Below are 11,399 nucleotides of genomic sequence, written 5' to 3'. Positions count from 1 at the left end.
AAGGAGACGCCAAGAGCACTTGGCCGCTTCCTGGACTTGTCGATTCCCATTGGGCAATCGAACAATATTGATATAATCCAGTGGCTTGCCGTTTCAAGAGGAGTGGAATTGCCTGACATAGGAAATGATTTTTTTGTTGGTCGCACCACATTAGAGCAAGACAAGAGAAAGGAGAGTGGATATGACAATGACATCTGAAGACGTCATCGCCATTCTTGGGCCTGTCGATGAAATTCTGGTGGCGGAGGTCAGGGCGACAGGTGCGACGGCGGCTGAACTCGCTGAGGCATTTGCGTGGGCTAACAATGACGAAGCCTTGATGGGTGAAGGGCGGCCTCTGCCGACCGGCAGAGTTGCCGCCCTGATCGATCTGTTGGTCTCAAATGAAGAGGAGCCGGAATAGGCAAGGCGGGCGACCCCGCCTCCTTTGAGTTGCTGCCTGGCCTATGCCATCGTGACCACCCGAACATCGCCTCGGCGATCGAGGACGTCGACCACGACCTGACGGCCGGAGCGGCGGATGGCGACGTCGGCCACGCCATCGCCGATCCGCAGGCGCCGCAGGATCACCTCGTCGAGGAATGACGGCAGATGCGGCTCCTTGAAACTGACTTGCAAAGCGCCCGGTGCGTCATTGACCGGGCGCTTCCTGCGAGGCGTTGGCCCTCATGGCCTCCACCAGTTCGTCGTGGACTCGGATGCCTCTTTTGAAGCAGCGGCCGACAGCCGTCATCAATTCGGCGACGGCCGCCGGGTCCTTTGCAATCCCGCGTTCGCGCGCGATGGTCTTGACGACATCGACACATATGCGGAGGTCTTCCCTCGAAAGATGACTGCTCGTCATCTGCCGCTCCAAGGAACGCCCGCCGCTTTCGCGGCGGGCACGCCTTCTTAGTAGTCCATGCCGGCGCCAGCGGGCAGGGCCGGATCGGCATCCTTCTTGGGCTTTTCGGCGATCATCGCTTCCGTCGTCACCAGCAGACCGGCAACGGAAGCGGCATCCTGGAGCGCGGTGCGCACGACCTTGGCCGGATCAATGACGCCCTGAGCGTAGAGATCACCGTACTCGCCGGTCTGCGCGTTCCAGCCGTAGGAGAAATCGGCCTTCTCACGCAGCTTGCCGACAATCACGGAGCCTTCTGCACCGGCATTCTCGGCGATCTGGCGAACAGGTGCTTCGATCGCGCGGCGGACGATCTCTACGCCGACCTTCTGGTCCGGGTTGACGGTCGTGAGATTATCGAGTGCCTTGACCGCCCGCAGCAGTGCAACGCCGCCGCCTGGCAAAATGCCTTCCTCGACGGCGGCACGCGTGGCATGCAGGGCGTCGTCAACGCGATCCTTCTTCTCCTTCACTTCGACTTCCGTTGAACCGCCGACGCGGATAACGGCGACACCGCCAGCGAGCTTGGCAAGACGTTCCTGCAGCTTCTCGCGGTCGTAGTCGGAGGTGGTTTCATCGATCTGCGCACGGATCTGTGCAACGCGACCATCGATCTCAGCCTTGGAGCCAACACCGTCGATGATGGTGGTGTTTTCCTTTTCGATCGATACCTTCTTGGCTCGGCCGAGCATGTTGAGGGTGACATTTTCAAGCTTGATGCCGAGATCTTCGGAGATGACAGTGCCGCCCGTCAGGATGGCGATGTCCTCCAGCATGGCCTTGCGGCGGTCGCCGAAGCCCGGAGCCTTGACAGCAGCGATCTTGAGGCCGCCGCGGAGCTTGTTGACGACGAGGGTCGCAAGTGCTTCGCCTTCGACGTCTTCAGCGATGATCAGCAACGGCTTGGACGACTGAACGACAGCTTCGAGAACCGGGAGCATGGTCTGCAGGTTCGAAAGCTTCTTTTCGTGGATCAGGATGTAGGGATCCTCGAACTCGACGCGCATCTTGTCCTGGTTGGTGACAAAGTAGGGGCTGAGATAGCCGCGGTCGAACTGCATGCCTTCGACCACTTCGAGTTCGGTCTCGGCGGTCTTGGCTTCCTCGACGGTGATGACGCCTTCGTTGCCGACCTTCTCCATCGCTTCGGCAAGATAGCGACCAATCTCGGCGTCGCCATTGGCCGACACTGTGCCCACCTGAGCGATCTCGGAATTGCTGGTGATCTTTCGAGCGTTGGTCTTCAGTTCCTTGACGACGGCCTCGACAGCAATGTCGATGCCGCGCTTTAGGTCCATCGGGTTCATACCAGAAGCGACCGCCTTGGCGCCTTCCTTGACGATAGCCTGTGCAAGTACAGTCGCTGTCGTGGTGCCGTCACCGGCCAGGTCGTTTGTCTTCGACGCGACTTCGCGCAGCATCTGGGCGCCCATGTTCTCGAACTTGTCTTCCAGTTCGATTTCCTTGGCGACCGAAACCCCGTCCTTGGTGATGCGTGGAGCACCGAAGGACTTGTCGATGACGACGTTGCGGCCTTTTGGGCCAAGGGTGACCTTCACGGCATTGGCAAGCACATCGACCCCACGCAGCATGCGTTCACGGGCGTCGGTGTTGAATTTGACTTCTTTCGCAGCCATTTTTTAACTCCTCAATAGGCAGCTATCTGACCGGTGGTTGGATCTACGGATTGCGCTCTTAGGCGGCTTTCTTCTGCTCGGCCTGTGCCTCGATGATGCCCATGACATCGCTTTCCTTCATGATCAGCAGGTCTTCGCCGTTGATCTTGATCTCGGTACCGGACCATTTGCCGAACAGGATGCGATCTCCCGCCTTGACGTCGAGCGCCTGAAGCTGACCGGCATCGTTGCGCGCGCCAGGACCAACGGCGATGACTTCGCCTTCCTGCGGCTTTTCCTTGGCGGTATCGGGAATGATGATCCCGCCTTTGGTCTTTTCTTCGGATTCGACCCGGCGGACGAGAATGCGATCATGAAGCGGTCGGAACGACATGTTTTCCTCCGTTGAGCAAAAAAGATGACGTTGTTCCCTGCCGGACCGGACACCAGTCCGGGCGGGTGCGAACCTCGTCTGAGCGTTCGCGCGAAAAACTTATTTTTGGTTTTTTCTCTTTTCAAGAGGGTGGAGAAGAAAAATTAGCACTCGTAACGAGCTGCTGCTAACATGCTGGAAAGGAACAATAAACGGGCTTCTTACGTTTAAAATCGGTTGATGGGTATACAATTTTGAGCCACCTTCACAGTGTTATGAAACGGAGATGAAGCATGCAATTCTCATCGGATCTGGAGCGCCAACTCAACGGCTATGGTCTGACCACCGCACACATCCTCTACCGCATTCCCGATTTCGAGTCCGTGCTACAGACCTATGTCTGGCAGGACTACGACCTCGCGCCCGATTTTCCCGAGATGCACAAGTTCCTGGGCTTCTGGCAGACGAGCCTCGACGGTCCGCTGCATTCCGTCCGCTATACCCATCAGCGTCTGATCGGACCGAACGAATGGCGCCGCGTTGAAGGCGAGTTCAAGCTGCACTGAGGCTTGAAACCACATTTTTCCCTTCCTAGCTTTTTCCCCGATCGAGGGGGCAAGGGCTCGGTCAGCATCGCACGCCTGTTCAGAGTGAGACCGAAATGGAAGAGAAAATTCAAATGATGAAAGACCTCAGCATCGAGGAGCGAGAAGAGGTCTTTGCCGATATTGCGCGCGTTCTGGAGGGTACCGCACACGAGGCCTATGTCGAAGGCAACCGCCACTTTGCCGCACTTTCGGCCAACATGGCGCAGGCAATCCGCGTCAACGCCGACGAGCTGGCGCGCGACAATGTTCAGAACGCCGAGCGCGTGCTGCTTCAGGCGTCTACCATGATCTCGCAATTCAATGCCGTGCATCCCTACCGGATGGTGAGCAAGGCCGTGCACTAAGGACTACTTCACGGCTCCTTCAGTTCCCCACACGATCGTGGCACTATGAAGATTGTGCGTCGGTCCGTCCAAGGCGGCATGCAAGCGTTGCTTCACTGCCGCATCCTGTCTGCTAACAGCCAAGACCAGATCGCGCATGACGCTGCGAAGGCTGTGGAACTGATCGACGAGATCCATCACAACATCAACGCCCGCCTCGTTGACCCCCATGTCGCGCGTCAGGTCCAAGATCAGGCGCGCGCGGGCAACATGTGCATCCCCGAAGTCGCGCTGGTCCTCGGCGATCTGCGGTGTAAGGCAACCCTACTCGATCCACAGTTCCAGCTCAGTCGCCTCGATCTTGAGGCGATGACGGAATTCGCGATCGCCCATGATCAAATCATCCATACTCTTTCGCGGATGCGCAATACCTTTCCGCTGCTGGAATTGGGCGGCAGGACCACGTTGCCGGGCCGGAGGGCGTCGGCACGCGCACCTTGCCGCCAAGCACGACTTCGCTGAGCGTGACTGGCAGGTCGAGGCGGATATCGTCGCCATCGCGGGTGAAAAAGCGGGTGGGATATCGATCAGTGCGTCGCCGGCAGGACCGCCCCGAAACCATCGTCCTTGCCCCGTAGTGGGTCTGACCGTCACGCGTGCCGGCCGATATCTGGACTTCAAGCGCCGGGCCGGCGGGAAGGCTGACCTTGGTCGTGGCGCCATTGGCCGAGTCGAAGAAATCGACTTCCAATGAGAAATGGCGGTCGCGTCCAGAAGCACGAATCGAGACCCACCCGGGGCCCGCGCTTCGCGAAAAAAGCTCGCGAAAACATTGTCCACATCACCAAAATCGGCACAGCGGCTCCATTGTGATGGGGCTCACCAGGACCGGCTGCCGATGCGTAGTCGCGATAGAAGTTGCGGGGCGCTTGTTCGGCGCCCGTCATATCGATCTCACCGCGGTCGAAGCGGGCGCGCTTTTCTTCGTCGCTCAACAGCTCGTACGCAGCGGAATCTCCTTGAATTTTGCCTCGGCACGTTTATCGCCGGGGTTTAAGTCGGGGTGCAACTTCTTTGCGAGCTTGCGAAATGTGCTCTGAATTTCCTTTTGATGCGCATCCGGTTTCAGCCCAGAAGCTGGTATGCGTCTTGGCTCATACATGTCTCCTGTCAGGCAAACGGCATAACAATTCTCGTTCTATATAAGTTGCCAAACTCTGCTTTGGAGTGGGAATGTCAGCGTACAGCGATCACCAAGGGAATTGAGCAGGGGTAATCGCAATCTCCCTGACGTGACCTGGAACGATCGTCGATTTTTTTTCCGGGTGGTCTTGAATCCGAAAATCCCAAAAACCAGATCGATTGCCGCCAGCCGCTGAAGACAGGGCTGGTCTTGCTTGGAGCGCCCGTCTTTCGGCGCTTGCGTACCCATGTTGCTTCAAGGAGGATATGGCTATGGCAACATCTTACGACTATGCACCTTTGTTCCGCTCGAGCGTTGGCTTTGACCGGGTCTTCAATCTTCTCGAAAATGCCCAGCGCGCCCGCTCGATCAGCGATTGGCCGCCCTATGACATCGTCAAGACTGGTGATGACAGTTATCGCATCTCGATTGCAGTGGCGGGCTTTGCCCAGGATGATCTCGACATCACCTTCCAATCCAATCTACTCACGGTCACCGGCAAGAAGCAGGAGACGGCGTCCGAAGGCTATCTGCATCGCGGCATCGCCGCCCGGCCGTTCGAGCACCGGTTCGAGCTGGCAGACCATGTCAGGGTGAACGGCGCCGAACTGAAGAACGGTCTCCTGTCGATCGATCTCGTTCGAGAAATCCCGGAGGCCCTTAAGCGGCGGAAGATCGACATCCAGACCAATCCGGCTCTTGCACGCCCGGCCGCCCCGGCGCAGATCGAAGCGCAGAAGGCCGCCTAATCAGAGCTTTGGAGAAAGGGCGTCGTCGTCACGGCGCCCGTCAACATCGCGGGTTGGAAAGGAGAGCGTCATGAAACCCGACATGTTCAAACAACCTGTGTCCATTCTTGTCGGCCTTGGCATTCCCGCCGAGGTTCGCAGCGTCATGGACGCCTATCGACATCTTTCCGAATGGCCTCCATCGCTTAGGGACGCCGCCCATTCGGTTGCGCTGAAGGCTTGCCGCGCGGCACTGCTCGGCGAGATAGAAGCAGAGACTGCGCGGGGCCTGTTTGCCGCCTTTGCCGAAAAGCACGATTTGCTGGCGCCGGAGATTGATGCCATCGCCGCGTCTCACCTTCGGCGAGACAGAGATCCGCACGTGCGTTAAGGAGGCTCGACATGCACGATATGTTGCAGCGGGCCGCGAGCAATGCCATGACGATGGGTCCGGCGATCTTGCTCCAGGGCATGCAGCTTCAGCGGCCGATCGACGTGGTGAAAGCGACTGCACTGTCAGCCGACGACAAACGGACCATTTTGGCGGCATGGGCTTCAGACTTCTATGCGACCGATTCGAAGCCGGCGTTCCGTCATATTCCCGGAACACCGGAGCCTGTTTCGATCGATGAAATCCAGTCTGCGCTCACAGAGCTCGACCGGCGGTACAGTTTCTGATCTCGGCGATCTCAGGCTGCCTGTTTCATCGACTTGGCGAGCCTAGCCAAATTGGAGAGCCAATTGGCTCTCCAAAGATCCGTGCGCCGCGCCCACTCGGTTTCTCAAGGCAACGCGGATGACCGTCTTACCCGGGCGCCGCTCAGTCGAATTGAAGGTCGCGACCGCATCACCCAGGCTAGAGACTTTGCCGATGTTCGATCTCGGAAAGCTGTGCGCGATCAGACGAATATCCGTCGGTCCAACGGCTGTTACAAGCGTTCCTCCGATCAGCCGCCGACCGCGTCTGAACTCGCCGCCAAGTACGTCGAACCCTAGATCGACGCCGCCAACGTCTTCCAGCGTGTCGCTTGCAAGGTCGAGGAATTCATTCGCCCCCTAGTCTAGGGCCTTCTGACGATCGGTTGCCCGTCCGGTACCTGTGACATAGGCTCCCGCTTCCCGCGCAAGCTGCGTCACGAGGGAACCGACGGTGCCGGCTGCCCCATGTGCCAGTACAGTTTGCCCCGCCTGAAGGCGACCATGCTGGAAAAGGCCCTGCCATGCGGTCAGGCAAGATATCGGCAGGCTCGCACCCGCTGTAAATCGACCTCGCCCCGGCAGAGGCGTGAGATTGCGAGCCTCTATGCGACATATTCAGCGAGCGTGCCGTCCCCGATACAGTCCGATAGGCCGAACCCCCGTTGACCTATCGACAGCCCCGTGGTGCCATAACCCAACGCAGTGACCACGCCGGCCAACTCATGGCCGAGGATCGATGGCGTCCCGATCATGAAACGAGCGATCAGTCCGGCTCGAAGCCATTCGAGTTCGGCGTTGACGAATTCCGCCGCGTGAACCTTTACGACGACGTCGTTTATCGCAGTCTGCGGCTCGGGCCGCTCCACCAGCTTCATTCCGGCCGTGCATGCAGCCTGGTCCGACTACAATCGCTTTCATGAGAATCAACTCCCCTATGTGTGTTGGTTGGTTCGGTAATTTAAGAGGCGTGGAGGTGTCTTCTCGATCCCACGCAGATCGCTGTCGGCGGGACGCCCGCGGCCAAAGGTTTAACGTCGGCTTCCTGTGTGACGTCGCGCCACGAGCCCGGTCTTTCTGGCTTCAATTGTGCGCCAGTGGCGGTCGCTTCATTGTCAGAAGTTCTCTCACATCGTGCAGATCATCTGCCGAGGCGGTACCGACCGTCAGCCATTTTCCGTCGATATATGTTTTCGCTTCATCGTAGAGATTGACCAATTGCGGGCGCCAGACGTAACGCCGTTCCTCGAACTTCTCGCGTTCTGCTCCGCCCATGACCACTAGGGCAGAGAACCGGCGGTATTCCGGCACCAACGTGGTGAATGCCTTGGTTTTCTTGTAGCGCAAGGACCAGCCGCGGTTCTTGCCGCCGTAGAGCCAGTCCGGCTCGAAAACTGCAGGATAAAACCCGTCGATCCAAGTCCGCAGTTCGGACCAGTGGCCGAATGCCTCCGGTCCGAGCCATTCGCGCACAGCGATGTCATCGGGCGGTGCTGATTTGTCGGTGATCCTGTCGCCAACTTTGAAAAGGGTACTAACTGATGAAAACATCTGAAGCCTCTCATTCATGGTTCGGCGGCGGCCGGAGGGTTAGGACGCTGGCGCCAAAACGTATATGTGCGTCCTCAGAATGCTCCCGGCTACGATTGCCGGCGCGAGCGAGACTGACTGCCGGCGCTGGCGAGCACCGCAGGGTAATTGTGGAATTCTCGCAGGTGCTCTACGGCGGTCAGGTCGAGAGCAGCGAGCGCTTTGCTCCTCGCTAACGGCGCATGGTCCCAGTCGAGGAAAGCAGTGCCCTGTAATGGGAGAAATTGTTGGGTCTTCAGCCCAATGGAGCTGAGTGCCACCGACAGATAGGGCGTGAGAAAATCCGGCTGGTTGGCTCGCTCACCAGTATAGAAGCCGCCGGACGCAACGCCGATAAACACCGGCCGGTCTCGCAGCATTCCCTCTTTTCCCGCCGGCGTCGACTTCATTGTGCGGCCGACACGCAGGATCTGGTCGATCCAAGCTTTGAGACCCGAGGGAATAGTCAAATTGTGCATCGGCGTTCCGATAACAACCACATCGGCCGCTTCGACCTCCGCAATAAGCGCCTCCGAAAGATCGAGAGAACCCGCCGGCGGGGCGGCCAACGTGGCCGGCGAGGCCAACGCAGCGGCATAGAGGGCAACGGTTTGGGGCAGGGGGTCTGCCCCAATGTCACGCCGGCTGATGCCTGCCCCAGATGCAACCTCGAGAAGCCTTTCGACGATTGCCGCCGAAAGCGCGCGACTATGCGATTCCAGACGAGGGCTGCTATCAATATGGAGGATGTTCATGTGATCGATCCCAACTGGTTCAAAAGGTTGCGATGGGAGAGTTCAGATCGATCCAGCCGGTGTACGCACGGCAATAAACCGCCAGTTCTGCAGGTGGAAGGAGGTCGGCGCCGAAGTGCCGATCCGCACCAGGTCGCGGATCTGATCGTCGCTCAGCGTGGCGTTGGGGTCGTAGTACTTGGCGGCACTACGGCTCAGAATGTTTTCGATGACAGCGTTTGTCGGCGTCGATCGCGTGGTCGCGGTCCGCGCATGGATTTCGGCGTGTGCGGCGGTTGCCTTTTCGTTAGAGGCGATGCTGATGTTCATTGGGTGGCTCCTCATCAAGTGATTACGGAGCCCAATTTACGGCCGACGGTGAAAATATCGAGACTGTATTCGCTCAATATGATGCGCGAAAGGATCAATCTGACACGCGTGGCGCTCAGGCCGCGCGTCTAGCCGCCATTGTGCGCCAGTCGGCGCCATTCCCCCGGCGTCATCCCCATCCTTTCGGCAAACACACGGCGGAACGCCGAAACAGATTGATACCCGACCGTCTCGGCCACAGCCTCGGTGCTGACTGCCGGCTTCTTCAACTCGTTGGCTGCCAGACTCATGCGGAGATCGGTCAACAAATCGAGGGGCCGCAGCGCGTGCGACCCTTTATTCGCGATCGTCCTCAGACGTGGAAGCAAATCATGGCGAAGGCGGCACCATCTCGGTCCCGCCTCGTCACGTGATCTGCGGCGAAAGGATCGACCTATAATCGATTACCGCCTTGCGCGACCGAACCGTCGCGAGTCGCTTCGTGTTTCAAGGCCGGCGAGTATCGCCCGCAGGAATCTTTTGAGATGGGACTTCATGCTCGCCATTTCGAGCTCCTTTGGTCGGTCATGTAGGCGCGCCAGCCTCCCAATTCGGTGATTTCGCGCGCGCCTTCGATTGCATGAGCCTCGCAGAGAAAACCTGAAACCTGAGAACCGTCGTCAAGCGTTATCTTACCGATGCCGAGCGGGGCAGGGATATTCTGCACAAAACGGCCGAAAGCTTCCGGAGTGACTTTCCAAACCTCAACTTCGAGGCCTTTGCCGTCAAGGCCAGGTTCGCGGATCAGGCCCGGCTTCGGCGGGTTGGTATCCGGTAGAACGAAGAGGCGGTAATCGGGTGCAGTGCGGCAGGATTTGACCCGCCTGCCGCCTGTTCGGGTCAGTTCATGGTTGAGAGGCATGCCGGTAAGATGCGCCCCGACGACGACGATCGGCACCAAGCCGTCATCGGCCTGCGGCACCCGGCTTGCCTCCGGTATTGCCGCCAGGCGGTCCTTGCCCATTCCTGCATTCAAGGTTCGGTGCATGGCGTCGGCAAAGGGGGCGAGGGCTTCATCGGTATAGGCCAGCCCGATCAGAGTCACGCCGGCTGGGAGATGACCATTGGCATCGAAACCGGCTGGAATGGCGATCGCCGCGCAATCGAGCAGATTGACGAAGTTGGTGTAACGACCGAAATGGCCGTTTTTCACAATCGGATCCGCCATCATTTCTTCGACCGTGTAGGTGGTCGGCGAGGTCGGCACCATCAGAATATCAACTTTTTCCCATTCCTTTCCGGTCTTTTGGCGCAGCGCTTCGAGCTTGTATCTGCCTTCGAAGGCGGCGACCGCGTCATAGGCTCTCGCGCCGTCAATGATGGTACGGACCGTCGGGTCGAAGTCGGCGGCGTTCGTCGCGAGAAAATCCTTAGCGGCCGCCAGGCGTTCAGCGACCCAGGGGCCGTTGTAGAGCAGTTCGGCCGCCTGCCGGAACGGCGCGTAATCGAAGCGAACGATGGTGGCGCCGAGTGCGCGCGCTCTTTCGATTGCGGCATCATAGAGAGCTTCGACGTGCCTGTTGCCGAAGAACTCCCGCTCGGCTCCGTCGAGCACACCGATCCGCAGACCGGAGGTGGGCAGGCTGGATGGAACCGCCTTGCGCGAAAACGGATCGGCGGCATCGTAGCCCTCCATCACCTTGCGGATCGCGACGCCGTCGCCGACTGTACCAGCAAAGACGGTGACGACATCGACGCTGCGGCAGGCAGGCACCACCCCAACAATCGGCACTAGTCCCGGTGTCGGTTTGATGCCGACGAGATTGTTGAAAGCCGCCGGCACCCGACCAGAGCCTGCCGTGTCCGTGCCGAGCGCGAAGCTTGCCAGGCCCGAGGCGACGGCAACCGCTGAGCCGGAGCTCGAGCCGCCCGACACATAATTCTCGTCGAAGACCGAGCGAGGCGCTCCGTAGGGCGAGCGTGTACCGTTGAGACCGGTCGCGAACTGGTCGAGATTGGTTTTGCCGATGACGATCGCGCCCGCGGCTCGCAGTCGCGCGACCACGGTTGCGTCCTTTTCGGGATGATAGGCGAAGGCAGGGCAGCCGGCCGTCGTCGGCAGCCCCGCCACATCGATATTGTCCTTCACAGCGAAGGGAATGCCCCAGAGCGGCAGGCAGTTTGCCTCCGGGGCGCGCTCCGTCAGGGCGCGCGCCTCGGCCCGCAGCGTATCAGCAGGCGTCGGCGTGATGAAGATCGCCGGATCCTTCGAGGCTGTACGACGGGCAATCACAGTCTCGATAACGTCGAGCGGGGTAGTGCCGGCCGCATAGGCTGCACGAAGGCTTGCCAGGTCCAGAATAGTCGGCAGCATGGT

At 59.3% G+C, this 11,399-nt stretch carries 16 protein-coding genes and 4 pseudogenes; 7 read left to right on the top strand and 13 right to left on the bottom strand.

Annotation, left to right across the window (positions count from 1 at the left end):
• A partial coding sequence (locus ACPYOI_RS00775) for a hypothetical protein (RefSeq protein ID WP_481422400.1) occupies positions 1 to 198 on the top strand: 198 nt, incomplete at its 5' end.
• Complete coding sequence (locus ACPYOI_RS00770; protein WP_168832231.1) at positions 182 to 403, top strand: hypothetical protein; 222 nt, start codon at positions 182 to 184, stop codon at positions 401 to 403. The genes ACPYOI_RS00775 and ACPYOI_RS00770, both read left to right, overlap by 17 nt.
• Positions 404 to 444: 41 nt before the next feature.
• Here ACPYOI_RS00770 and ACPYOI_RS00765 read toward each other — a convergent pair.
• From ACPYOI_RS00765 to groES, 4 genes and pseudogenes are all read right to left on the bottom strand, one after another.
• Positions 445 to 627: pseudogene (locus tag ACPYOI_RS00765) on the bottom strand (hypothetical protein); the annotation flags it as partial.
• A gap of 4 nt (positions 628 to 631) precedes the next feature.
• The gene (locus ACPYOI_RS00760; protein ID WP_481415513.1) at positions 632 to 844 is read right to left on the bottom strand and encodes a hypothetical protein; all 213 of its coding nucleotides are present in this window, start codon (positions 842 to 844) and stop codon (positions 632 to 634) included.
• 47 nt (positions 845 to 891) lie between these two features.
• On the bottom strand, positions 892 to 2,520 hold the full coding sequence (gene groL, locus ACPYOI_RS00755; RefSeq protein ID WP_481415514.1) for a chaperonin GroEL: 1,629 nt from the start codon (positions 2,518 to 2,520) through the stop codon (positions 892 to 894).
• A 58-nt stretch (positions 2,521 to 2,578) separates the two neighbouring features.
• Positions 2,579 to 2,893, bottom strand: a complete 315-nt coding sequence (gene groES / locus ACPYOI_RS00750) for a co-chaperone GroES (protein ID WP_481415515.1) — start codon at positions 2,891 to 2,893, stop codon at positions 2,579 to 2,581.
• A gap of 272 nt (positions 2,894 to 3,165) precedes the next feature.
• On the opposite strand from groES, the gene ACPYOI_RS00745 reads away from it, so the two are divergent.
• The gene (locus ACPYOI_RS00745) at positions 3,166 to 3,438 is read left to right on the top strand and encodes an usg protein (protein ID WP_481415516.1); all 273 of its coding nucleotides are present in this window, start codon (positions 3,166 to 3,168) and stop codon (positions 3,436 to 3,438) included.
• Positions 3,439 to 3,533: 95 nt separating this feature from the next.
• On the top strand, positions 3,534 to 3,824 hold the full coding sequence (locus ACPYOI_RS00740) for a hypothetical protein (RefSeq protein ID WP_481415517.1): 291 nt from the start codon (positions 3,534 to 3,536) through the stop codon (positions 3,822 to 3,824).
• 3 nt (positions 3,825 to 3,827) lie between these two features.
• On the opposite strand, the gene ACPYOI_RS00735 is transcribed toward ACPYOI_RS00740, so the two are convergent.
• From ACPYOI_RS00735 to ACPYOI_RS00725, 3 genes are all read right to left on the bottom strand, one after another.
• Positions 3,828 to 4,052, bottom strand: coding sequence for a hypothetical protein (locus ACPYOI_RS00735; RefSeq protein WP_481415518.1), 225 nt, complete (start codon positions 4,050 to 4,052; stop codon positions 3,828 to 3,830).
• Between the two features lie 151 nt (positions 4,053 to 4,203).
• A complete protein-coding gene (locus tag ACPYOI_RS00730; RefSeq protein WP_481415519.1) occupies positions 4,204 to 4,554 on the bottom strand; it encodes a DnaJ C-terminal domain-containing protein in 351 nt (116 codons plus the stop codon).
• A gap of 240 nt (positions 4,555 to 4,794) precedes the next feature.
• Entirely contained in the window at positions 4,795 to 4,965 is a 171-nt protein-coding gene (locus tag ACPYOI_RS00725; protein WP_481415520.1) for a DnaJ domain-containing protein, read from the bottom strand.
• 293 nt (positions 4,966 to 5,258) lie between these two features.
• On the opposite strand from ACPYOI_RS00725, the gene ACPYOI_RS00720 reads away from it, so the two are divergent.
• From ACPYOI_RS00720 to ACPYOI_RS00710, 3 genes are all read left to right on the top strand, one after another.
• Positions 5,259 to 5,735: an Hsp20 family protein gene (locus ACPYOI_RS00720; protein WP_481415521.1), complete on the top strand. Its 477-nt coding sequence runs from the start codon at positions 5,259 to 5,261 to the stop codon at positions 5,733 to 5,735.
• Positions 5,736 to 5,805: 70 nt separating this feature from the next.
• The gene (locus ACPYOI_RS00715) at positions 5,806 to 6,105 is read left to right on the top strand and encodes a DUF982 domain-containing protein (protein WP_481415522.1); all 300 of its coding nucleotides are present in this window, start codon (positions 5,806 to 5,808) and stop codon (positions 6,103 to 6,105) included.
• 11 nt (positions 6,106 to 6,116) lie between these two features.
• Positions 6,117 to 6,392 carry a hypothetical protein gene (locus tag ACPYOI_RS00710; protein WP_481415523.1) on the top strand — a complete coding sequence of 92 codons (276 nt, stop codon included), beginning with the start codon at positions 6,117 to 6,119 and terminating at the stop codon, positions 6,390 to 6,392.
• 42 nt (positions 6,393 to 6,434) lie between these two features.
• Here ACPYOI_RS00710 and ACPYOI_RS00705 read toward each other — a convergent pair.
• The 6 genes and pseudogenes from ACPYOI_RS00705 to atzF form a co-directional block, all read right to left on the bottom strand.
• Positions 6,435 to 7,331: pseudogene (locus tag ACPYOI_RS00705) on the bottom strand (NADP-dependent oxidoreductase).
• 162 nt (positions 7,332 to 7,493) lie between these two features.
• Entirely contained in the window at positions 7,494 to 7,961 is a 468-nt protein-coding gene (locus tag ACPYOI_RS00700) for a DUF3788 domain-containing protein (protein ID WP_481415524.1), read from the bottom strand.
• A gap of 89 nt (positions 7,962 to 8,050) precedes the next feature.
• Complete coding sequence (locus ACPYOI_RS00695; RefSeq protein WP_481415525.1) at positions 8,051 to 8,734, bottom strand: FMN-dependent NADH-azoreductase; 684 nt, start codon at positions 8,732 to 8,734, stop codon at positions 8,051 to 8,053.
• A gap of 57 nt (positions 8,735 to 8,791) precedes the next feature.
• Positions 8,792 to 9,043: pseudogene (locus ACPYOI_RS00690) on the bottom strand (nitroreductase family protein); the annotation flags it as partial.
• A gap of 128 nt (positions 9,044 to 9,171) precedes the next feature.
• Positions 9,172 to 9,357, bottom strand: a pseudogene (locus ACPYOI_RS00685) (helix-turn-helix domain-containing protein); the annotation flags it as partial.
• Between the two features lie 218 nt (positions 9,358 to 9,575).
• A complete protein-coding gene (gene atzF, locus ACPYOI_RS00680; protein WP_481422399.1) occupies positions 9,576 to 11,396 on the bottom strand; it encodes an allophanate hydrolase in 1,821 nt (606 codons plus the stop codon).
• Between the last annotated feature and the right edge of the window lie 3 nt (positions 11,397 to 11,399).

This window comes from Rhizobium sp. SVR5-2C (assembly GCF_056755115.1).
This window is presented reverse-complemented; position numbering and strand designations above follow the sequence as displayed.

What these genes read in the sequence shown, in the direction of transcription:
- ACPYOI_RS00770 (WP_168832231.1), top strand. Translation starts at nt 182, where the DNA reads ATGACAATGACATCTGAAGACGTCATCGCCATTCTTGGGCCTGTCGAT.
- ACPYOI_RS00760 (WP_481415513.1), bottom strand. Translation starts at nt 844, where the DNA reads ATGACGAGCAGTCATCTTTCGAGGGAAGACCTCCGCATATGTGTCGAT.
- groL (WP_481415514.1), bottom strand. Translation starts at nt 2,520, where the DNA reads ATGGCTGCGAAAGAAGTCAAATTCAACACCGACGCCCGTGAACGCATG.
- groES (WP_481415515.1), bottom strand. Translation starts at nt 2,893, where the DNA reads ATGTCGTTCCGACCGCTTCATGATCGCATTCTCGTCCGCCGGGTCGAA.
- ACPYOI_RS00745 (WP_481415516.1), top strand. Translation starts at nt 3,166, where the DNA reads ATGCAATTCTCATCGGATCTGGAGCGCCAACTCAACGGCTATGGTCTG.
- ACPYOI_RS00740 (WP_481415517.1), top strand. Translation starts at nt 3,534, where the DNA reads ATGGAAGAGAAAATTCAAATGATGAAAGACCTCAGCATCGAGGAGCGA.
- ACPYOI_RS00725 (WP_481415520.1), bottom strand. Translation starts at nt 4,965, where the DNA reads ATGTATGAGCCAAGACGCATACCAGCTTCTGGGCTGAAACCGGATGCG.
- ACPYOI_RS00720 (WP_481415521.1), top strand. Translation starts at nt 5,259, where the DNA reads ATGGCAACATCTTACGACTATGCACCTTTGTTCCGCTCGAGCGTTGGC.
- ACPYOI_RS00715 (WP_481415522.1), top strand. Translation starts at nt 5,806, where the DNA reads ATGAAACCCGACATGTTCAAACAACCTGTGTCCATTCTTGTCGGCCTT.
- ACPYOI_RS00710 (WP_481415523.1), top strand. Translation starts at nt 6,117, where the DNA reads ATGCACGATATGTTGCAGCGGGCCGCGAGCAATGCCATGACGATGGGT.
- ACPYOI_RS00700 (WP_481415524.1), bottom strand. Translation starts at nt 7,961, where the DNA reads ATGTTTTCATCAGTTAGTACCCTTTTCAAAGTTGGCGACAGGATCACC.
- ACPYOI_RS00695 (WP_481415525.1), bottom strand. Translation starts at nt 8,734, where the DNA reads ATGAACATCCTCCATATTGATAGCAGCCCTCGTCTGGAATCGCATAGT.
- atzF (WP_481422399.1), bottom strand. Translation starts at nt 11,396, where the DNA reads ATGCTGCCGACTATTCTGGACCTGGCAAGCCTTCGTGCAGCCTATGCG.